16 protein-coding genes, 1 tRNA gene and 1 pseudogene are annotated in these 22148 nt (G+C 60.6%); 3 read left to right on the top strand and 15 right to left on the bottom strand.

Annotated features, from left to right (window positions below; all coding sequences use genetic code 11):
• The 8 genes and pseudogenes from AC1DXW_RS28585 to tssB all read right to left on the bottom strand — a co-directional run.
• Positions 1-308 (bottom strand): annotated as a pseudogene (locus tag AC1DXW_RS28585) (type VI secretion system tip protein VgrG); the annotation flags it as partial.
• A 2-nt stretch (positions 309-310) separates the two neighbouring features.
• A complete protein-coding gene (gene tssH / locus AC1DXW_RS28580) occupies positions 311-2965 on the bottom strand; it encodes a type VI secretion system ATPase TssH (RefSeq protein ID WP_477754805.1) in 2655 nt (884 codons plus the stop codon).
• A gap of 145 nt (positions 2966-3110) precedes the next feature.
• Positions 3111-3602, bottom strand: coding sequence for an Hcp family type VI secretion system effector (locus tag AC1DXW_RS28575; RefSeq protein ID WP_477754804.1), 492 nt, complete (start codon positions 3600-3602; stop codon positions 3111-3113).
• Positions 3603-3653: 51 nt separating this feature from the next.
• The gene (locus AC1DXW_RS28570; protein WP_477760759.1) at positions 3654-5357 is read right to left on the bottom strand and encodes an OmpA family protein; all 1704 of its coding nucleotides are present in this window, start codon (positions 5355-5357) and stop codon (positions 3654-3656) included.
• A gap of 7 nt (positions 5358-5364) precedes the next feature.
• Positions 5365-6045, bottom strand: a complete 681-nt coding sequence (gene tssL, locus AC1DXW_RS28565) for a type VI secretion system protein TssL, short form (RefSeq protein ID WP_477760758.1) — start codon at positions 6043-6045, stop codon at positions 5365-5367.
• Complete coding sequence (gene tssK, locus AC1DXW_RS28560) at positions 6042-7397, bottom strand: type VI secretion system baseplate subunit TssK (RefSeq protein ID WP_477754801.1); 1356 nt, start codon at positions 7395-7397, stop codon at positions 6042-6044. The genes tssL and tssK overlap by 4 nt, the downstream gene beginning before the upstream one ends.
• Positions 7398-7437: 40 nt before the next feature.
• Positions 7438-8976, bottom strand: a complete 1539-nt coding sequence (gene tssC / locus AC1DXW_RS28555; protein ID WP_477760757.1) for a type VI secretion system contractile sheath large subunit — start codon at positions 8974-8976, stop codon at positions 7438-7440.
• Positions 8977-9010: 34 nt separating this feature from the next.
• Positions 9011-9514, bottom strand: a complete 504-nt coding sequence (gene tssB / locus AC1DXW_RS28550; RefSeq protein ID WP_477754799.1) for a type VI secretion system contractile sheath small subunit — start codon at positions 9512-9514, stop codon at positions 9011-9013.
• A 516-nt stretch (positions 9515-10030) separates the two neighbouring features.
• Here tssB and AC1DXW_RS28545 point away from each other — a divergent pair.
• The 3 genes from AC1DXW_RS28545 (at position 10031) to AC1DXW_RS28535 (ending at position 12750) form a co-directional block, all read left to right on the top strand.
• On the top strand, positions 10031-10684 hold the full coding sequence (locus AC1DXW_RS28545; protein ID WP_477754798.1) for a hydrolase: 654 nt from the start codon (positions 10031-10033) through the stop codon (positions 10682-10684).
• 176 nt (positions 10685-10860) lie between these two features.
• On the top strand, positions 10861-12180 hold the full coding sequence (locus tag AC1DXW_RS28540; protein ID WP_477760756.1) for an OprD family porin: 1320 nt from the start codon (positions 10861-10863) through the stop codon (positions 12178-12180).
• A gap of 324 nt (positions 12181-12504) precedes the next feature.
• Positions 12505-12750 (top strand): type II toxin-antitoxin system ParD family antitoxin, encoded by a 246-nt coding sequence (locus AC1DXW_RS28535; RefSeq protein ID WP_477754796.1) that lies wholly within the window; start codon positions 12505-12507, stop codon positions 12748-12750.
• A 57-nt stretch (positions 12751-12807) separates the two neighbouring features.
• Here the strand turns inward: AC1DXW_RS28535 and AC1DXW_RS28530 are convergent.
• From AC1DXW_RS28530 to fdnG, 7 genes are all read right to left on the bottom strand, one after another.
• Positions 12808-12903: transfer RNA gene (locus tag AC1DXW_RS28530), tRNA-Sec, on the bottom strand.
• A 19-nt stretch (positions 12904-12922) separates the two neighbouring features.
• Entirely contained in the window at positions 12923-14830 is a 1908-nt protein-coding gene (selB, locus tag AC1DXW_RS28525; RefSeq protein WP_477760760.1) for a selenocysteine-specific translation elongation factor, read from the bottom strand.
• Complete coding sequence (gene selA, locus AC1DXW_RS28520; protein ID WP_477760755.1) at positions 14827-16257, bottom strand: L-seryl-tRNA(Sec) selenium transferase; 1431 nt, start codon at positions 16255-16257, stop codon at positions 14827-14829. The genes selB and selA overlap by 4 nt, the downstream gene beginning before the upstream one ends.
• A gap of 51 nt (positions 16258-16308) precedes the next feature.
• Positions 16309-17235 carry a formate dehydrogenase accessory protein FdhE gene (gene fdhE, locus AC1DXW_RS28515; RefSeq protein WP_477760754.1) on the bottom strand — a complete coding sequence of 309 codons (927 nt, stop codon included), beginning with the start codon at positions 17233-17235 and terminating at the stop codon, positions 16309-16311.
• Positions 17236-17238: 3 nt separating this feature from the next.
• Positions 17239-17892 (bottom strand): formate dehydrogenase subunit gamma, encoded by a 654-nt coding sequence (locus tag AC1DXW_RS28510; RefSeq protein WP_477755100.1) that lies wholly within the window; start codon positions 17890-17892, stop codon positions 17239-17241.
• Positions 17889-18824 carry a formate dehydrogenase subunit beta gene (gene fdxH / locus AC1DXW_RS28505; protein WP_477755099.1) on the bottom strand — a complete coding sequence of 312 codons (936 nt, stop codon included), beginning with the start codon at positions 18822-18824 and terminating at the stop codon, positions 17889-17891. The genes AC1DXW_RS28510 and fdxH overlap by 4 nt, the downstream gene beginning before the upstream one ends.
• Positions 18825-21890 (bottom strand): formate dehydrogenase-N subunit alpha, encoded by a 3066-nt coding sequence (gene fdnG / locus AC1DXW_RS28500; RefSeq protein ID WP_477755098.1) that lies wholly within the window; start codon positions 21888-21890, stop codon positions 18825-18827.
• Positions 21891-22148: the final 258 nt, after the last annotated feature.

Here is a 22148-nt window from a genome sequence, read left to right as displayed (position 1 = left end):
GAGGCGGACAGGCGTTTGAAGCCACCGATCACCCCGTGCAAGGTGCGCAGCGGCTTGACCTCGGGCGGTTCGAAGATCAGGGACGAGACCTTTTCCGGCAGCGCATGCAGGCTGAAGCTGGCGGGTTGGCCGAGCAGGCGTTCGGCGTCGATGTCGAGCTCGCTGGAGGTGAACTCGATGTAGTAGCTGAAGGGTTGGCTGAGGTGCTCTTCGCCGTGGAAGGCCAGGACGTTGAGGGGGGCGTCCAGCTCGCGGACCCAGAGTGTGTGGCGGCTGTGGTCGAAGAAAGTGCGCAGTTCGTTGAGCATGTTCAGACCTCCATGGCGGTGTTCGCCGCGCTATCCAGCGTGTTGGTGAATTGCAGGGTGATCCCCTCTTCGTCGCTGTAACCCAAAGTCACGCCATGGGTGCTCTGCCCAGCGGCCTGACGCTGCAACAACTGTTGGCTGAGCACCGGCAGAATCTGCTGGTCAAGCAGGCTGTCGATGTTGCGGGCGCCGGTATCGGGCAACAGGCAGGCGGCGACCAGGGCGTCGTTGAGCGCGACTTCGATCCGGCAGTGCAGTGCGTAGTGACGCTGCAAGCGTTTGCCGACCTGGGCGAGCTTGATGGCGACGATGCCTTTGAGGGCCTCGGCTTGCAGCGGTCGATAGATCAGCGTCTGGAAGCGGGCCAACAAGGCCGGCTGAAAATGCTCGCGTAAAATGGGCCGTAGCAGTTCGTGCAAGGTGCTGTCCGAGGCTTCGGGTTGCTCCTGCAAGAAACCTTGCAGCTCATCACTCCCCAGGTTGGAGGTCATGAGAATGACGGTGTTGCGAAAGTCGATTTCGCGGCCTTCGCCGTCGCGCATGCAGCCGCGATCGAACACCTGATAAAACAGGTCAAGCACGTCACGATGGGCTTTCTCCACCTCGTCGAGCAGCACGACGCTATAGGGTCGTTGGCGTACGGCCTCGGTGAGCACCCCGCCCTGCCCGTAGCCGACGTAGCCGGGCGGCGAGCCCTTGAGCTGGCTGACGGTATGGGCTTCCTGGTATTCAGAAAGATTGATCGTGATCAGTGACTTTTCGCCACCGAACAGGCTGTCGGCCAGGGCCAGGGCCGTTTCGGTCTTGCCGACTCCGCTGGTGCCCACCAGCAGGAACACGCCCAAAGGCGTCTTTTCGTCAGTCAGGCCGGTCTTGGCCGCGCGCAGGCGTTGGGCCATGGCACTGAGGGCATGGGGTTGGCCAATCACCCGTTCGCTGAGTTGCTGTTCCAGTTCCAGCAGGTTGGCTTGTTCATCCTTGAGCAGGCTGCCCAGCGGCACGCCGGTCCAGTCAGCGATCACTTCAGCCACGCTGCGCGGGTTTACGTCGAGCAAAAGCAGCGGCTGATTGCCCTGAATCTCACTCAGTTGTCGCTGCAACCGGGCGCAGTGTTCCATCCGTGGTGGTTCGGCCTGGCGTGCGTCGAGCAGCTGTCGGGTCAGTTCGAGCTCGTTCTGGTATTGCCGCACCAGGTCGATTTGTTCCCGCTGCAATTGCGCGTATTGCTGCGCGATCAGGGCGATCCGTTGATCGGTGACGTCGCCGCTCAGTTGCTGATCCTCTTGCCGTGCCTGGCGCTCCAGGTCCAGGGCAGCCATTCGGGCTTTGAGGCGCACCAGCACCTGCGGTTCGCAGTCAAGGCTCATGCGTACCCGTGCGCTGGCGGTGTCGAGCAGGTCGACAGCCTTGTCCGGCAACTGGCGACCCGTCAGATAACGCCGCGACAGGCTGACCGCCGCCTCTACCGCCGCGTCTTCGATGTGCACGCCGTGGTAGCTGGCGTAGCGGGCTTTGAGGCCGCGCAACATGAGGCAGGCACTGGCATCGTCCGGTTCGTCGACCTTGACCCTCTGGAACCGTCGCTCAAGAGCGGCATCGCGCTCAAAGTACTGTTTGTACTCACTCCAGGTGGTGGCCGCGATGGTGCGCAATTCTCCGCGAGCCAGGGCCGGCTTGAGCAGATTTGCCGCATCGGCACCACCGGCCTGGTTGCCGGCACCGATCAGGGTATGGGCTTCGTCGATGAACAGCAGGACCGGAGTTTCTGATTGCTGCACGGCCTCGATGACGTTTTTCAGGCGTTGTTCGAACTCGCCCTTGACCCCGGCTCCGGCTTGCAACAGGCCCAGATCGAGGGTGCGCACGCTGACCGGCTTGAGGCTGTCGGGCACATTGCCCTCGGCGATGCGCAAGGCCAGGCCCTCGACCAGCGCAGTCTTGCCGACCCCCGGTTCCCCCACCAGCAGTGGGTTGTTCTTGCGCCGGCGGCTGAGGATGTCGATGACCTGACGGATTTCATCGTCACGCCCGAACACCGGGTCGATGCCGCCCTCCCGGGCCTTGGCGGTCAGGTCCTGGGTGAACTTGTCCAGCACCGCCTTCAATGCATCGCACCGTTGAGCACTCGATGAGTTGTCGAGGATCACCGCCTTGCGATCCAGCGCCTGCTCCTGTTGCAGGTGCGGTCGTTCTTCGGAGTGCTGGTCCAGCAGCGGGAGCAAATGCTGCAATTGCACCGGAGCGAGACTGAGCATCGGCCAGGCCGCTTCACAGGCCAACAGTGTCGGGGTCTCCAGCAGCGCACCGAGCAGGTGGGCCGAGCGCAGGCTGTCATTGTCGTCGTCCAGCGATGCACGCAGCCAGGCGTTCTTGATCAATTGCTGTAACTTGCCGCACAGCTGCGGTTTGCCCTGCACGCTGCGCGGCAAGCTGTCGAGATGCTCGAGCAGCCCGTGCCAGAGGGCGTCGATGTCCCATTCGTAACGGCGCGCAATGAGCGTCAGGTCTCCCTCGCCCTGCTCCAGCAGTTTGAGTAGCCAGTGCTCGATGCTGATCTGCCCGTGGGCGCGGCTTTGGCACAGCGATGCCGCCGCGCTCAAGGCCTGGGCGCAGTAAGGATTGAGGCGGCGAAGCAAACGGGTGGAGTGATGGGCCATGCGGGGCGTCCTTGTGCTGAATTCCTGGCGTATTGCCGGTGGTGGGCTTGAAGCTCGATGTGCCGGCTTGAGCGTCTGCTGACGGGCGCTCAAGCCGATACGCTCAAGACCAGCAGGCAGCGTTCTGCCTGCTGGTGCTTTCGCGTCAGGCGCTCTGGCGTTCGTTCCAGGAATCGCTGTGGATGATGTTGCCGGCGACGAAGGTCCAGGTGATTTTGTCGTAACGCAGCTCAATCAATTCCAGGTGGTTGTGCTTCTCCTTCGAAGGGTCTTTGACGTCGTGCATTTTTGGCGCGACTTTCACTACCTTGACGTTTTCGAGTTGAGTCACGAAGTACTCGACTTCTTGGCCTGCGTCGTCAATGCGATACCACTTGAACTCGGCGCTCTTGAGGGTCTGGCCAGTGGTCACCGCCTTGTACAGATACGGGCTGGAGGCATCGATTTCCTTGGTGAACAGAAACGGGGCATGGACCCGGGCACCGGTCAACTTGCCGGTGTTGTTGTCGGTGGGGATGTACAGGCTGTGATCCTGGGTCAGCACCTCAATGCTGCCCTCGCGTTTTTGCACGTTCACCGAACCTTTGATGCTCGCGCCGCCGTCATCTTGCAGCCAGAGATAAATGGGAATTGCCATGTGAAGCTCCTTTTCCAATAACATGAATGCCGCGTGACGCGACTGGGGTTGTCAGCCCGGTATCGTTGGGGAATGCGAGCAAGCCCCCGCTTCCGGTACCAGGCGGATATCGACTCGACGGTTGGCAGTGCGCCCCACCTCGGTGTCATTGCTGGCGATCGGCTGCCTGGCGCCGAAGCCCTGGACAGCAAAACAACTGTCGGGGAGGTCGCCCATGCGTTGCATCCAGTCCCGCACCGCCGCCGCGCGAGTCCGGGACAGCAGAAGGTTTTGCGCGTCATTGCCCGACGCATCGGTATGCCCGGCGATGACGATCAGCCATCCCGGCTGGGCCTTGATGTCCACCAGGGCATTGATCAGCACTTTGGTTGACTCTGGCTTGAGCGCGGCGCTGCCGCTGTTGAAAAGAGACAAGCTGTCCAGACGTACCGCTTTGGCGACTTTTACCGCGAGGGGCGCTGACGGCGGGGGGCGGTGACTGGCAATCGCCGTCAGCACCGGCGCACGCAATCGTTCGCCGCGATACAGGCCCAGACCCAACTTCAGCGGAGCACCATGACGGTAATAGTTGTCCAGACGCTCGGCGTGCTGGCGAAGCGTCGTCAATGCCACTTCGCGCTGGACAATCCCGGTCTGGTCGAAAGGGGTCGATTGCGCCATGGAGGTGTAGCGACGCAGGTCATCGGTGACCTGACGCGCCAGCAACGTGTTCTGCCAGGCCGAACTGGCCAAGGCAATCACAGTCGCGGCCACAAACAGCCACAGCGCAATCACCCCCGCCCGGCGTATCGGCGTTCGCTGGATACGGATGGGCAGCAATTGCAGCAACGGGTCAGGGAATGGCAGTGGCGCCGCGGCTGCGATCTGTACCTGCCGGTCGACTGACAGCGACAGCTTGTCGCGCAGCCATTGTTGCCAGAGGTTCCCCGTCACGGTCTGCGGCAACACCGGCACCAGCGTGATGGCAATGGCCACCGCGGGGCTGATCGAATGGCGGCGGTCACGCGCGGCCAGGTCCGGCAGTACCGCCTCTTCCAGCCATGCCGCAACGCTGCTCACTTGAACGCTGGCATGCATGCGCGCCATACGCGTTACATCGTCAACCGCCAGTTGCTGCCAATCGACCAGACTGGCATGCATCCCGGCCTCACGGACCTCGGGGCTGGTCTGGCCCGCCTCCCAACTGAACCAGGCCCCCTCGCCCTGCGAAGCTTGCAGGTAACTGACCAGCAACATCGGCAATGGAATCCCGCGTTTGCGAACCAAGGCAATCTGATGACAAAAAGCCCGCACCTGTCCTGCCAGCACGGCGCGGTCGCCATGCTCGCCCGGGTTGGAAACGAACATGACAGCAAGCTGCCCGCTCCATGCTGGTCGACGGGCCAATACGCCATCTATCAGCTCCGGCAGTTGCATCAGATCTGGCACCCGCAGGTAGCAACCTTGCCCGGTCTTGCGCAACGCCAGCGAATCATCGGCAACTGGGCCGAACAGACCGTCCAGGCCATCACCACAGACCAACACCACCGGCTGACAATAATCCGCCGGTGGCAGCGTCAGGTTAGCGGTCAGCACCAGTGACCCGGCTTGACGCTTGGCCCGCCGCCCGATCCTGATCCAGACCGCGATGGCAACGCACACCACGAGCAAAACCGCCGTTGCACGTGTCCAGGCCGTCAGCGGGATGATGGCTAGCAATGCCAGGACAAGCGTGCCGGCCCAAAGCCAGAGGAGTCGATTGAGTTTGTACGTCATCGGTTACTCACGCCTGGCCTGGCTGGAGGTTGGCGATGACGCCACCCAACAGGTGATCGAGTCCCAGCCAGATCCCCATGAGCAACAACCCCGCCAACACTACATTGGCCAGCGGGGAGCGCTGCCAACGCCAGCTGCCGGATCGGTAGCCGATGCCCGCTTGTGTCGCTAACCCATGGTTGAGCTGCAGTGGCGCAACCTGCGCATTCAACGCTGCCAGCAGTTGCAGACGATCAGGATCATTCAACTCGCGATAGCGACCGCGAAAACCCAGCATCAATACCCGCTGGAATGCCGTCAGCACCTGCCGATCCGGTGCGGGCTCGCGCAGCACTTCGCGCATGTCTTCATACAGAAACTCACCGGCCTGGTGACGGCTGAAGAATTTCGCCTGCAAGGGTTCGCTGACCCAGGAAGCATGATCTTCGCCCTTGGTATGGCCGAGCACGGTTTCATCGAGCAACGCGCATTGGGCGTAGCTGATGTAGTCGATGCTGCGCCGACTCAAACCGGCCTGTTCAAGAGCCTGGCGAACGTATTCGATCTGGTCGGCACAACGTGACCACAGCCCCGGGCTGTCTTGCGCTGATCGAGCCTGGCGCAGTTCAACCACCAGCAGGTAGCTGTCCTGCAACAGGACGTCGATATTCAGCGGTGAGCGGGTTTGCTTTTCGGTTTTTCCGTTCATGTGCGCAACACCGCAAACAGTTCAAGCTTGACCTCGACCAGTGTGCTCGGCACATACAGTGCGCAGACCCCCGCGGCCAGCATCGCCAGCCCCTTGGCATGATTGAGATCAAGGGCGAAGTATTGATTTTCCAGTCGCAGTGGAATCGCGGCGGGCACATGGCTGAGCGACTGCATGGGCACACCGTCCAGCGCAGCATTGATCAACTGATCCACCTCATCCGGCGTACCGATCTTGCACAGTCGAGGAAACTGGCTCTGCAACTGCGCGGCCGACAGGCGACAACGCACGGACAGATAGAAGTCCGCGCCGCCAGGCTCACACAAGCGGGCATCGTTGAGACTGACTTGCCAGCGGTTGGCGCCCGTTTCCTGCAACTCCAGGGCGATGACCCGGGACGGAAGGCTGGCTTCCAGCAAGGTGGAAATCGTGCTCATCAACGGCGGGAAGACGGTTTCCAGGTGTTCGTGCCGATAGGCAGGAATCTGCTCGATGTCATGTTCCAGCGAAAAGGTCAGCAGGCTTCCGGCCAGTCTGGCCAGTTCCAGATAGACCTGTTCGGGATGGCGCCCCGGATGCGCTTTGAGGTCAGCCAACACGGGTTGATAGCTGTTCAAGGCATTGAGCAGCCAGAACAACGACACATCGGCCACCGCAAAGTCCGCCATGCGCTGATTACTCTCGCGCCGCATGCCCATAAGCCGTTGACGCTTGGCAGCCAACTGGGTCAACAGGTTGTCCAGTTGGGTGAGCAAACCCGGGTGAGCAGCAAAGCTGAGCAACGGCGGTACGTAGCCCGGGTCGAGTATCCAGCCCCCCTGCCCGTCGCGTGTCAGGCGGGCAATCGGGCAAGTCAGGTAATCGGCGTTGTCATCGTTTTCCAGGCGCAAGCTCAAGGCGTGCTCCAGCACCCCGATTGATTGCACCTCATCGGCGAACACGTCTTGAACCTTGCGCCAGGCCTGGCGATAGCGCATCGGTCGATCGGCCCTGCCCCCGTCGAACAGGCAGTTGTTACCATTGCCCTGTTCCAGCGGCAACGCCAGCAATAGCGTGACGTTCTGACTGTCATCAGGCAGCTGCCGAGCCAACTCCAGTGCAGGAGGCAGGCGATCGACATGATCGGTATCGACCAGGGTGCCGTCGGCCATGCGCAAGTGCAGCCTGGTCAGTTTGAGTTTGCCCAGGCGCAGTGCCTGCAGATCAACTTCCACTGCTTGTACACCCCAGGGGTGTACCAACGACAGGTGCGCAAGGCACTCATTGGTCCAGGCTTCCCAGCGCGCCTGCTGCTGGAATTGCTGCGGAGACAGCAACGCCCCCGCGGCCCACAAGGGGCGGTCGATCTTCATGACATTCGTTCCCTACGAAATGACTTGGGCTTGAACAGACTCAGGCTTTGGCCTTGGGCATCTGCGAAACCAGTGACAGGTTGACGTCCATGCCTTCCACCTGAAAGTGCGGCACGGCGTACAACTTGACGCGGAAAAAGCCGGGGTTGTCGTCGATGTCTTCCACCGTCACCTTCGCCTCACGCAGCGGGTGCGAAGCCTGCAAATCGTCGCCGGGGTCGGTCATTTCGGTGACCAGCCCACCGATCCACTTGTTGAGCTCAAGCTCCAGCAAGCGACGATCCTTGGTGGTTCCGATGTTCTCGCGCTGGATCATCTTCAAGTAGTGAGCGATGCGCGACAGGAGGAATATGTACGGCAAACGCGAGTTGATACGGCTGTTTGCGGTGGCGTCGGCGGTGTCGTACAGGGCGGGTTTCTGGCTGGAGTTGGCTGAGAAGAAACACGCGTAGTCGCGATTCTTGTAGTACGACAAAGGAATGAAACCGAGGTTGGCGAATTCAAATTCACGCGTCTCGGGAATCATCACCTCAGAGGGAATTTTCACCTGATTGCCGGTGCCCAGGTCGTACAGATGAATCGGCAGGCCGGTGACCGCGCCACCCGACTGTGGGCCACGGATCTGCACGCACCAGCCGTTGCTGATGAAGCTCTTGACCATGTTCGCGGCAAAAGCGAACGAGGCGTTGGTCCACAGGTACTTGTCGTGGTCCGGCCCCTTGACGCTTTCGATGTAGTTGAAGCTGCGCACCGCAATGGTGTCAGGACCGTAAGGCAGACGACCGAGCACCCGCGGCATGGTCAGGCCGATGTAACGGGCATCGTCACTGTCGCGAAAGGCTTTCCACTTGATGTATTCGGCGCGGTCAAAGTAGTTGCCGATGTCCTTGATCGCAGCCACTTCTTCCATCGATTCCTTGCCGAAAAAAGCCGGTCCGACAGAACCAATGAACGGCATGTGTGCTGCCGCCGCCACCTTGGAAACATTACGCAGCAAGGCAACATCCTGAGGGCTGCGGTCGAATTCATAATTGGAAATGGCTGCAGCGATCGGTTCGCCACCCGGCGTGTCGTATTCCTGGATGTAGGTATGGAAATACAACCCGCTCTGGGCGATTTCCGGTGCGTCGTCGAAGTCCTGGATCAAATGATCCTTGCTGATATCCAGCAACTCGATGCGAACGTTGCGGCGGAAATCGGTTTGGTCGATCAGCGATTTCACGCCACGCCAGGTCGACTCGACGCGCTGGAAGTCTGGATGGTGCATGACGGCATCGAGCTGGCGACTGATCTGCTCGTCCAACGATGCAATGTGCTCATCGAGCAGTGCCTTGTCCAGACGCTCGACTTTATGTGAAGACTGCTTGAGCAAGTTCAGGAAAACGCTGACGGCGGCGGTCACGCGCTCATCGGTAGAGGCCTCGGACAATGCTTCATTGTCCTGAAAGGCGTCGAAACCGGCCAACTCTTCTACTGGACTCAGATTGATCTTGCTGAACAAAGCGCTATATATACCCTGGCTTTCTTCAGACAACACTGTATCGCCACGCGATTGCGCGGAAGAATGTTCAACGGACATTTAGAGTTTTCCTTTGAAGCGAACCGAAGGGATATTAACGAACTTCTTTTGGAGCCAGGGCAGCCAGTTCGGCACGCAGTTCGTCACTCAGGGCATCATCTTTGAGAATACGTTCCAACTCGTGCCGAAAGGTCGCGTTGTCCAGCAGGTTCGACTTGAGATCGCGCAGCAGGTTGCGCATGGCCAACAGTGCACGCAGCTGTGGAATCTGCCGCGCCACCTGTTCCGGCTCAAAGTCTTTCATGGCCCGAAAACTCAATTCCACAGAGGTGTCGCAGTGGTCATTGACCAGCGTATTTTCCACTGCCAGCTTCAGGCCTGGGGAATACTCGGACAAAACGCTGTCGAAATTATTCTTGTCAATGTTCATTTTGTTTCTTGCGGACAGCGGGCGCTGCTCCTTACCGTTGCTGTAGTCGCCCATCACCATCAACTTCAGTGGCAACTCGACTTTTTTCTGTGCTCCGCCCGTGTGCAAATCGAGCTTGATATTAACTCGAGCCTTGGGCACTTCGTTTTGAAAACTACTTGCAGTCATCATTCCTCCTGACACCCGCGTAACAGTAAGAACCATCACGAAGATAAATAAGACTGGAATTCAGAACGGCGACCAACTCTATACGAAGAGTTGCCATCCACAGCCCTTAAATTCCTTTTAATACATAGAAGCCGTAACCCGGAGAGACAATTATTGTCTCCCCGTCGATAAACGATGAAGCATCTGAAGTTAATTCTCCATCCCCCTGTGGCACTTTCGGAAGTTTCCCACAGGGTCAATCAACAAAAGAGAAGTTAATTTGTAGGACGAGAACAAGGTAATCAAACCTGGTTACGCCAAAATACAATTTTTGCTACGAGTAATGGATCTCACTCAAGTTGATCGACACCAGCAACGACTCCTTGTTGGCCTACCCATCGGTCTTGCGTCGGCGTCGGCTTCGACGTAGTCATAAACCAGTTGGGCAGCGGGCATCAAAGACAGCACACCGATTCAATATTCCCGGTTCGATCTACGTAACCATGACGTCCTCACTCACCCCGTAAGGACCCTGTCATGGCCATTGCAAAAGCAGCCCCCGGCAAAACCCTGCTGACCCCGACCGACCACACCCTGATCATGATCGACCACCAGTCGCAGATGTCCTTCGCGACCAAGTCGATCGACGCCGTGACCCTGCGCAACAACGCCGCACTGGTGGCCAAGGCAGCCCGTGGCTTCAAGGTCTCGACCATCCTCACCACCGTCGCCGAGAAGAGTTTTTCCGGGCCGATCTTCGACGAAATCAAGGCTGTGTTCCCGGAACACAACGTCATCGATCGCACCAGCATGAACACCTGGGAAGACGAGCGCATTGCCGTGCAAGTCAATGCCATCGGCAAGCAGAAGATTGTCCTCGCCGGCTTATGGACGTCCGTTTGCATCGTCGGCCCGGCGTTGTCGGCGATTGACCAGGGTTTCGAGGTGTATGTGATTGCCGACGCCTGTGGCGACGTCAGCACCGAAGCCCATGAAATGGCCATGCAGCGCATGATCCAGATCGGCGCCCGGCCGATGACTTCGCTGCAATACCTGCTGGAACTGCAACGTGACTGGGCGCGCGGCGAGACCTACGACGAAACGGTGAAAACCTCGATTGCCAACGGCGGTGCCTACGGTCTGGGCCTGATCTACGCCAAAACCATGTTTGGTGCATCCGAAGGCCATTAAGGTCCATTGAAAAACCAGCGCCTGCGGGCGGACTCCTGTAGGAGCGAGCTTGCTCGCGATGGTCGTTAACGATAACGCGTGTTTACCGACTGAACGCGGCGCTATTGAGACCATCGCGAGCAAGCTCGCTCCTACAGTGAATCATCGCAGTCGCTACCCCCTGTGGTGAGCCATTGATGACTCTCTTCCCGCAAGACTTCAGGGTGACGATTGCCCTGTGCTTCTGCCTGTTCGCTACCCACACACTGGCGGATGAATCGGCGCAAGGCGCAGAAGGATTTTTCGACGCAGCGACGCTTGGCGTGCTCAGCCGAAACTTCTATCTGAACAGCGACTATCGATCCCCCTCGCCGACCGGCAAGAGCTACAAAGCCGAATGGGCTCAAGGTTTTATCGGCGCTTTTGCATCCGGCTTCACGCCGGGAACCGTCGGCTTCGGCCTCGATGCCCATGCCTTTCTGGGATTGAAGCTCGATGGCGGCAAGGGCCATTCCGGGACCGGATTGCTGCCGGTGGGCAGTGACGGCCGCAGCGAAAACGACTACTCCAGCGGTGGCGGCGCGATCAAGCTCAAGGCTTCGAAAACCACCCTGGCGTTTGGTGAAATGGAGGTCGAAAGCCCGGTATTCGACACCGCGGACAAGCGCCTGCAGCCGGAGTACGCCACAGGTTTTCTGCTCAACAGCCGCGAAATCGACGGCATGAACCTGCAAGCCGGGCACTTCACGGCGTTCAAGAATCAGGACAGTGCTTCAGGCAAGGGCAACTTTTTCGGTTATGGCGCCAACACCGAGGCCGGCGGCATTTCGTTTGTCGGCGCCGACCTGTTTACCCAGAACCCGGTCGGCGGCGCCCTGTACGCCTCGGAGTTGACCGACACCTGGCACCAGTACTACGGCAACCTGCACTTCAAGCAGTCCGGGGTGTTCCTCGACGCCAACCTGTATCACACCCGGGACACCGGTCAGGCGCTGGCCGGTGCCATCGACAATACGGCGTACAGCCTGTCCGGCCGATACACGCTGGGCGCCCATGGGTTCACCCTGGCTTATCAAAAGGTCGACGGTGATACACCGTTCGATTTCGTCGGTGGCGACTCCATCTACCTGGCCAACTCAATCAAGTACGCCGACTTCAACGGCGCCCGCGAACGCTCCTGGCAGGTTCGTTACGACCTGGACCTGACTGCACTCGGGATACCCGGCCTGAAGTTCATGACCCGCTACGTCACCGGCGACCATATCGACGGCACCCATGCGCCACAAGGCGGGGCCTACAACCCGTTCGACCCGGCAACCGGCACCTTCGCGCCGCAACAAGGTGATGGGGGCAAACACTGGGAGCGAGACATTGATTTGAAGTACATCGTCCAAACGGGTGCGGCGAAGGACCTGTCAGTGCAGGTGTCGCACGTTTCACACCGGGCCAATGAGGCGCAGGCGGGTGATGACATAGACCGGATATATGTAGTGATTCAGTACCCGCTGGGGTTCTGAGGAAAGCATTCGGCAATGTTTGGAATGCATTCAATTGTTGGAGCGGGCTTGCCGTCATGCCAGTCAGTCAAGACCCAAAACCTGTAGGAGCGGGCTTGCCCGCGAAGGGACCGTTAGCTTTAACATCAATGTTGACTGATACTCCGCTTTCGCAAGCAAGCTCGCTCCTACACAGATTTCGCTTAACTGACTGGCATTAGGGCTTGCCGCAAAGCTGCAAATTCTGTTCGGACTGGATGGATCGCAATAGAGCTCGCCTGCTCGATACCGCACCAATAGTATGATTGGTAGCACGCAGTCGACCATCTCCGTGGAGGCCCGATCATGGGAACCGTACGAAAAACCATCACTGTGACTGACCAGCAAGACAACTGGATCAAAGCGCAGATAGAAGCAGGCCATTACACCAACGACAGCGAATATATTCGCGATCTGATCCGACGTGAACAGGAGCGCAGCGCTGAACTCGAAACGATCCGTGCCGCCCTTTGGGAAGGTGAATCCAGCGGAAAACCTCGCCCATTCGATCCCGTTGCATTCAAACAGAGAATGTTAACCGCGCATGGCTGACGCGAGCAGGCTCGCTCCCACAAGGGATTGGGTTGAGTCAGAAAGTTTGGGGTTGATTGGCGGAAGGCAGCCGGAGTCGAACCTGCCCGGGAACGGATGCCGTCCCCAACCGGGTTTGAAGCCCGGCCGCGCCACCGGGCGCGATTGCCTTCCTTGAAGTCATGCCTTTGAATCAGTGCTCTGTGTGCTGGGCCAACGCACTGTCCAGGCGAATCTGCCGGCGATCACCCAAGCGTCGCGTCAGACCGATACGGTCGAAGTACTCCAGTATCTGAATGCTGCGCTTGCGCCCCAGGCCCACGGCATCACGAAACGCCGCCACCTGAATCACCGGGTTGGCGTCTGCCAGTTGCAACAGCATAGCCGCCAATCGGTGGATCATGCTGTCGGTGTAAAACAGATCGCGCACCACCTGGTGCATCAAGCCCAGGCGCGCCATTTTGCGCAGCAAATCGCGCACGTCCGCTTCCTCATGCCCCAGGTCGCGCACCCACGGCGGGTCGAAGCCGGCCTGTTCGAAAAACGGCTGCAAGTGCAGCCACAGGGTTTCGTCCGTTTCACTCAAGCGCACCTGATGCCCGGGCAGATGCAACCACGGACCGCTGCTGGCGATGTCGCCGCTGGCCAGCAACTCGTCGAGCAGGCTGATAAACGTCGAGCGCTCCAGCGCGCTGCCGGTGAATCGACGCAGGCGATCCCGGTCCGGCCCCATCTGATCCGGTTCGAGCAGATGGAAACGCGCGAGCTGATCCACCAAAGGCGCTTTCAAGGATTCCCAACGACTGGCACTAAACAGCAACGCGCCTTGACGGGTGTCGATCAAGCGCACGTCAGCGGGCAACACCCAACTGCTGCGCGGTCGGTTGAACTGCCGTTCCAGGCGCTGCGGATCGATCCCGCTGTCGCTATGGGCCAGCAATGCCGGCAATACATCTTCCAGCGTTGCGCTGTTCGCCAGCGCGACCAGCTGCGCCAATCGTTCGGGGCTGCGGCGTTGCCGGGTGGGTGCAAACGGATCGAGCACCCGGCCGCCACCCAGCGTACGTTGGGCACTTTGATCGCGCAGGACCAGCGGATCGCCTCTCACCGCATGCACCGGCGTATTGAGCAACAGTTGCGCAAACATCCGCCCACCGGGCGCCAGGCCGGTGCCTTCGAGCAAGGCGACTCGACCGATGACGTCCTGGGTGCCGAGGTGCACGTGCACCGGTTGAAAGTGCTCGAAGGCGCGGGATTCGCCGGGGAGTAACTGCATCTCGATGTCCAGGCGCTGTGTCGGTGCGTACAAGCCGGCGGACAGCAGCCAGTGGCCGCGATGGATGTGCTCCAGGGCCAGCCGTTCGGCACTCAGGTTCAACGCCACGCGCTGGCCGGCAATGGCGTGGTCGGCGGTCTGGTTTTGCGCGTGCAGGCCACGAATGCGCACCGGTTTGCCTTGTGGCCCCAACAGCAGGGTATCGCCCACCGCGACCTGGCCGGACAGCGCCGTGCCGGTCACCACGATACCGGCCCCGGCCACGCTGAAGGCGCGATCGATCGCCAGGCGAAAACCACCTTCGGTGCTGCGTTGCTGAACTTCACGCTGGGATTGCAGCAATTGTTGGCGCAAGGTTTCGATACCCTCGCCGGTCACGCTCGACAGCGCAATCAGCGGTGCATCGGCATAGGGTCCGGGCGCCAGCAAGGTACGGATCTGCTCGCGCACGTCCTGTACTCGGGCGCTGTCGACCCGGTCGCACTTACTGATCGCAACCAATGCCCGGGGGATACCCAGCAACTGGACAATCGCCAGGTGCTCGCGGGTCTGCGGCATCACCCCGTCATCGGCGGCCACTACCAACAACACCAGATCGATGCCCTGCGCCCCGGCGAGCATGTTGTGGGTGAAGCGCTCATGCCCGGGAACATCGATGAAACCGGTCAGGCCCGCTCCCGGCTCCAGCGCGGCATACAGGTAGCCGAGGTCGATGGTCATACCGCGCTCGCGCTCTTCCCGGCGCCGGTCACCCGCCTGACCGGTCAGCGCCTGGAGCAGCGCGGTTTTGCCATGGTCGATGTGCCCTGCGGTGCCGACAATCACCCTGTCCGGCCCTCCACTTGTAATTGATCGAGCTGCGTCAGCCATGCCGGCTCGTCGTCCAGTTGCCGCAGGTCCAGCCACAGGGCGTCATCGTCAATGCGCCCGAGAACCGCAATCGGTAAACCGCGCAAAGCCTCCTCAAGATTCAGCAAAGATCGCCCGCGCAAACGCTTGGAGGTGAGTGGTCGCACACACAGCGCCGCACTGGCCAGCCGTGCCACTGGTTGGCTGCCGCTGCCGATCATGCCCAGTGCCGGCATGGCACTGACGCTCCAGCCCTCACCCAGCACCTGGGCCAGCGCTGGCCGCAATCGCTCGGCCTGGACGAGGATATCGGCCTGTGGCCGGGTCAACAGGCGCAGGCTCGGCAAGCGCTCGGCGAGTCGGTCCGGGTTGCGGTACAAAGCCAACACCGCTTCCAGCGCAGCGAGGGTCATTTTGTCGACCCGCAGCGCACGCTTGAGCGGGTTTTTCTTGATCCTGGCGATCAATTCCTTGCGGCCGACGATAAGCCCGGCTTGCGGCCCGCCAAGCAGTTTGTCGCCACTGAAGGTAACGATGTCCGCGCCATCGAGCAGCGCCTGGCGTACCGTCGGTTCGGCGGGCAAGCCCCAGCGGGTCAGGTCCAGCAGGCTGCCGCTGCCGAGGTCTTCAAGCAACGGCAGTCCATGTTGGTGGGCAATTTGCGCCAGTTCAGCCGTCGCCACACGCGTGGTGAAGCCTTGAATGCTGTAGTTGCTCGCATGCACGCGCATGATCAAACCGCTGCGCGGGCCAATGGCGGCCTCGTAGTCACGGGCATGGGTGCGGTTGGTGGTGCCGACTTCAACCAGCTTCACCCCGGCGCGGGCCATGATGTCGGGAATGCGGAAAGCGCCGCCGATTTCAATCAGTTCGCCACGGGAAATAATTCCCTCCTTGCGCGCGCCCAGGCTGTGGAGGGTCAGCAAGACCGCTGCGGCATTGTTGTTGACCACGGTCACCGCTTCAGCGCCGGTGAGTTCGAGGATCAAGCCTTCGATCAGGTCGTCGCGGTCACCGCGCTTGCCGCTGCGCAGGTCGAATTCCAGGTTGAGCGGATAGCGCGCGGCCATTTGCACTGCTTCAATCGCCTCTTCGGGCAACAACGCCCGCCCGAGGTTGGTGTGCAGCACCGTGCCGGTGAGGTTGAACACCCGGCGCACATGGCTGCGATGCTGGGTTGCCAATCGTTCGCCGACCCTGCCCGCCAACACTTCGGCGCTGACTTCTGCAGGTTCGAGCAAACCCTGCTGCACCCCTTCGCGTAACTCATCCAGCAAAAGCCGCAAGGTATTCAGCAAGGCGTCGCGTCCATAACGCTCGGCCAACGGCAGGCACGCCGGGTGCCGCAACAAACTGTCGATGGAAGGTAGACGCAGGGGTTGGCTGGCACCGCGTGCAGACATCTGACGCTCCTGAAAACGAATGACCCTCGCGCCAGAGTGTAGACGCTGCGCTTATTCGTCTCCCGGAGCCAGCAGCAGATTCGGCGCCAAACGCTGATAACCGTCCTGGGTCAGGCGCATGTCGAGCATCAGGCTGGACAGGTCTGCCGACAGCGCTTCGGCATCCGCATCGTTCTCCAGATAGAGCAACTTCAGATAGCTGTTGCAACCGGGGCAGACTTCGGCGCGCAACGGTGCCTGGTTGGCGGCATGGCGGTCATCTTCAAGGCTGATGTATTCCAGGCCCTTGCTCTGTTCGCAATACACACACTTGACCCGCACCACATGCCACTCGCAGGCGCACAGCGAACAGACCAGATAACGCAAGCCATTGTACTTGCCACGATGGCGGATGACCCCGGCCATGGCCGGCGAGCCACAGGCCGGGCACAGGCTGAGGCTGTCACCGGGGGTTAGTTGCAGATTGGGCGTGCTCAACAGCCAGTGGCTCCAGGCTGTTTGCAGCGCCGCACCGAGAAACGGCACCAGTGCTGCCGGCACCAGCGAATACTGGCCGCTGACCAGTGCCACCGCCCAGGCGCGGCGTTGCCCGGCACCGGCCAGGCGCAAGGTTTGCACGGCATCGGCCACGGCAGATTGTGACGGTGTGCTATAGCGTTGCAGCAAGGCATCGAGGTAAAGCTGCCAATCGTCTTCGCGCGCCAGGCTGTCGGCCGCAAACGGCGGCAAGCCGTGTTGCTGGCACAATTCGATGCGTTGTCGGTCGAGGGGCTCGCTCAGCGGCGGGTCGTCCAGCACCTGTTGCTGCACCTGGCACAACCCGGCAATCAGGCGCAGGTAATCGGCCAGCGGGTGCCCGTCGGCCAGCGTTTCCAGGCGCTGGGCGCGCAGGCTGAACAGGTTATGCGGTGGCATATACAGAAACGGCGGCGAACTGGCCGCCGCTTCGATTTCTCCAGGTTCGAGGATGGTTGGCAAATGTCAGCCCTTTTTGGTGATCGGTCGCTTGGGTGCTTCGTCGCGGGTCACTTGGCGGTACCAGAGTTCGTGGTGTTTCCTGGCCCAGCCGCGGCTGACCCAGCCGTGCACCATGGCGCTGACCGAGCCCTTGATCCAGATGCCGGCATAAATGTGCACGATGATGCTCAGGATCAGCACGAAAGCGGCCAACGCATGCAGCAACATCGCCCAGCGTATCGCGGTGATGCCGAAATACTCGCTGAAGTACGCACGCCAGATCACCAGTCCGCTGAACAACAGCACCAGCATGCACAGCAGTAAAGTCCAGAACAGCAGCTTCTGCCCGGGGTTGTATTTGCCGATGGGCGGGACGCCCTCCTCTTCGTTCTTCACGACCCGATCGATGCGCTTGAGCCACAGGCGATCATTGGCGATGAAGTAGTTGGCGCGCCAGAAGCGAATCACCAGGCCGAGGAACAGCAGGAACATCAGCACGCCCATGAACGGGTGCAGAATGCGCGTCCATGGCCCGCCGCCGAACAGGTTGCTCAGCCAGAACAGCGCCGGGTGGAACAGCGCCAGCCCGGACAGCCCGGCCATGAAGAACAGAATCGCCACCAGCCAGTGATTGGTGCGCTGGTTACTGGTGTAGCGCAGGATCGTCTTGTTGCTCATGGCCTGCCCTCCCCACGGGGATCGAAGGTATGCACCGACGGATCGACTTCGTGCACGGTGTTGTCCGGCGGTTCCGGATGCTCATCCTCTTCGACGATTTGCGGGCCGACACGTACGTAGTGGAAGAACCCGGCCAGCACCGCTACGCCCATGGCCAGCAGCGCCAACGGTTTGCTCACGCCTTTCCACAGTCCTACCAACGGACTGATCGCCGGGTGATCGGGCAAACCGGCGTACAGTCTTGGCGTATCGGCGTGGTGCAGCACGTACATCACGTGGGTGCCGCCGACGCCTTCAGGGTCATACAGACCGGCGTTTTCAAAGCCACGGCTTTTGAGATCAACGATACGCTCGGCGGCATGTTCCTTCATGTCGTCCTTGGAGCCGAACACGATGGCACCGGTCGGGCAGGTTTTCACGCAGGCCGGTTCCAGCCCTACCGCCACCCGGTCCGAGCACAAGGTGCATTTGTAGGCCTTGTGATCCTTTTGCGAGATCCGTGGAATGTTGAACGGACACCCGGTAATGCAGTAGCCGCAGCCAATGCAGTGGTCCTGATCGAAATCGACGATGCCGTTGGCGTGCTTGATGATCGCCCCCGGGCTGGGGCATGCCGCCAGGCAACCGGGCTCGGCGCAGTGCATGCAGCCGTCCTTGCGGATCAGCCATTCCAGGTTGCCGGCGTCGGTCTCGTGCTCGGTGAAGCGCATCAACGTCCAGGTTTCTGCGGTGAGGTCCTGCGGGTTGTCGTAGGTGCCATGGTTGTGACCGACCTCGTCACGCAGCTCGTTCCATTCCGAGCAGGCGACCTGGCAGGCCTTGCAGCCGATGCATTTGGTGGTGTCGATCAGCTTGGCGACTTCCTCCACGCCGCGTATCGACGGCGCGGGGGTGGTGGTGGCCGAGCGGGCAATGATGTCTTGGCTGGCCATTTAGACTTTCTCCACGTTGACCAGGAATGACTTGGATTCCGGGGTCTGGGTGTTGCCATCGCCGAGGAACGGCACCAGGGTGTTGGTCAGGTAGCCGTGACGGGTAGCGCCGGTGAAGCCCCAGTGCAAGGGGATACCGATCTGGTGAACGACCTGATTGTTGACCTGCAGCGGACGAATCCGCTTGGTCACCACCGCCACCGCTTCGATATGCCCGCGCTTGGAGCTGACCCTTACTCGGTCACCGGCAGCAATGCCCTTTTCCTTGGCCAGCACCTCGCCGATTTCGACGAATTGTTCGGGTTGGGTAATGGCGTTGATCGGGCAATGTTTGGTCCAGAAGTGGAAGTGTTCGGTCAGCCGGTAGCTGGTCGCCGCATACGGGAAGTCCTTGGCCTGCCCGAGGGAGTCCCAGACTGAATCGAAGATCCGCCCGGCCGGGTTGCTGGTCGCCTGCTTGTTGTTGGGGTGCATCGGGTTGATACCGATGGGCGTCTCGAACGGCTCATAGTGTTCCGGGAACGGCCCTTCGTTCATCTTGTCGAGGGCGAAGAAACGCGCCACGCCTTCGGGGTTCATGATGAACGGGTTGATGCCCGCTTCCGGTGCGGCGTCGACTTTGTAGTCGGGCACGTCGGTGCCGGTCCAGACCTTGCCGTTCCACCACACCAGCCGTTTGTTCGCGTCCCATGGTTTGCCTTTCGGGTCGCACGAGGCGCGGTTATAGAGGATCCGTCGATTTGCCGGCCAGGCCCAGGCCCAGCCGAGGTTCTGCTTCATCCCGTAAGGGTCGCTGTTATCACGCCGGGCCATGTTGTTGCCCAGCTCGGTCCAGCTGCCGCAGAAAATCCAACAACCGGATGCCGTGCTGCCATCGTCCTTGAGCTGGCCGAAGCCGGACAACTGCTGACCCGCCTTGACCACCGCGCCCGAGGCGTCGGTGACATCGGCGACGGCGTAGCCGTTGAATTCCCGGGCCAGCTCTTCCGGCGTCGGGTCATCCGGTATTTTGTAGGGCCAGTCGAGCTTGAGGATCGGCTCGGCCCAGGCACCGCCATTGGCCTGGTAACGCTTGCGCAGGCGCAAGAACAGCTCGGCCATGATTTTCACGTCGGTGCGCGCCAGCCCCGGGCCATCGGCACCCTTCCAGTGCCATTGCAGCCAGCGGCCGCTGTTGACCAGCGAACCGTTTTCTTCGGCGAAGCAGGTGGTGGGCAGGCGGATGACCTCGGTCTGGATGTTGGCCGTTTCCACGTCGTTGTAAGGCCCGACGTTGCGCCAGAACTCCGAGGTTTCGGTAGCCAATGGGTCCATCACCACCAGCCACTTGAGTTTGGCCAGCGCCTTCATCACCCGGTTTTTGTCCGGCAAGGCGGCGATCGGGTTGAAGCCCTGGCACATGTAGCCATTGACCTCGCCCTTGCCCATCATGTCGAACATTTTCAGGATGTCGTAGCCGGGGATGTCCAGCTTGGGCAGCCAGTCGTAGCCCCAGTTGTTCTCGACGGTGGCATTGGCGCCGTACCAGGCCTTCATGAGGCTGACGTGGAACTTGCCGTAGTTCTGCCAGTAAGACATCTGCCCGGGACGTAGCGGCTTGAGTGCGCGCTTGGCGATGTAGGTGTTGTAATCCTGTTCGGCTTCGGCCGGCAGGGTCAGGTAACCGGGCAACAGGTTGGACAGCAAGCCGAGGTCGGTCAGGCCCTGAATATTGGAGTGCCCACGCAAGGCGTTGACGCCCCCGCCCGGCATGCCGACGTTGCCCAGCAGCAATTGCACCATGGCCGCGCTGCGGATCATCTGCGAGCCGGTTGAGTGCTGGGTCCAGCCCAACGCGTAGAGAATCGTCATGGTTTTGCCCGGTTGCGAGCAGGTGGCGATCTCTTCCCAGATTTTCTGCATTGCGTCCATGGGCATGCCGCAGACCTGACTGGACAGCTCCAGGGTGTAGCGGCTGTAATGCTGCTTCATCAATTGGTAGACGCAGCGAGGGTCTTGCAAGGTCGGGTCGACTTTGGCGAAGCCGTCCTCGCCGATTTCATAGCCCCAACCGGACTTGTCGGTGTAGCTGCGCTTGCTCGCGTCGTAACCGCTGAACAACCCGTCCTCGAAACCGTAGCTGGCCTTGACGATGAACGACACGTCCGTATAGGCCCGCACGTACTCGTGCTGGATCTTGTCTTCGGTCAACAGGTAATTGATCAGCCCGCCCATGAAGGCAATGTCGGTCCCGGTGCGGATCGGCGCGTAATAGTCGGCCACCGAGGCCGTACGGGTGAAACGCGGGTCGACCACAATCAGCCGCGCCTTGTTGTGGGCTTTGGCTTCGGTGACCCATTTGAAACCACAAGGGTGCGCTTCGGCGGCATTGCCACCCATCACCAGAACCAGATTCGCGTTGGCGATATCGGTCCAGTGGTTGGTCATGGCACCACGGCCATACGTCGGGGCAAGACTTGCCACCGTCGGACCGTGTCAGACACGCGCCTGGTTATCGAACCCCAGTATGCCGAGACTGCGAATCACCTTGTGGGTGATGTAACCCGCTTCGTTGGACGATGCCGACGCCGCGAGAAAACCGGTGGTCAGCCAGCGGTTCACTGTTTGCCCCTTGGCGTTCTTCTCGATGAAGTTGGCGTCGCGGTCGGCCTTCATCAGGTCGGCGATGCGATCGAGCGCTTCATCCCAGGAGATTCGCGTCCACTCCGTGGTGCCAGGCTTGCGCACCTGCGGGTACTGGAGACGACTGGGGCTGTGAATGAAGTCCAGCAGGCCCGCGCCTTTGGGGCAAAGGGTGCCGCGGTTGACCGGGTGGTCGGCGTCACCTTCGATGTGGATGATGTTTTGCGTGACATTCTTCGCCGTATCACCCTGGCTGTACATGATCAAGCCGCAACCGACCGAGCAATACGGGCAGGTGTTGCGGGTTTCATGGGTGTGGGCGAGCTTGAAGTGACGCACCTGTTCGGCAAAGGCAATTGTCGGGGCCATGCCCAACGCGCCCAGGCTAGAGCCTGCAAGGCCGATACCGGCGACCTTGAAGAACTGACGACGGCTGAGATCCATCGTGCACTCCTGATCAGGTGGAACCCGGTAGGTGGCCGGGCCTTTTTGAACAACCACGGTCGCGGCAGTCTGGCTGCCGACACTACAAACTGTAGTCAACCGGTCGACGTTCTGTGTAAAAACCGACCGTCGGGTAAATCCAGCGGGCCGTGAAGATCCTTGTAGGAGCGAGCTTGCTCGCGATGGTGTGTCAGTTGACATCACCGTATCTGACACACCWTCGCGAGCAAGCTCGCTCCTACAGTAAGTTGGCGCCGC

It is taken from the genome of Pseudomonas sp. P4_C4 (genome assembly GCF_056402055.1).
Note: the sequence above shows the minus strand (reverse complement) of the source record. Positions and strands in the feature narration are given on the sequence as shown.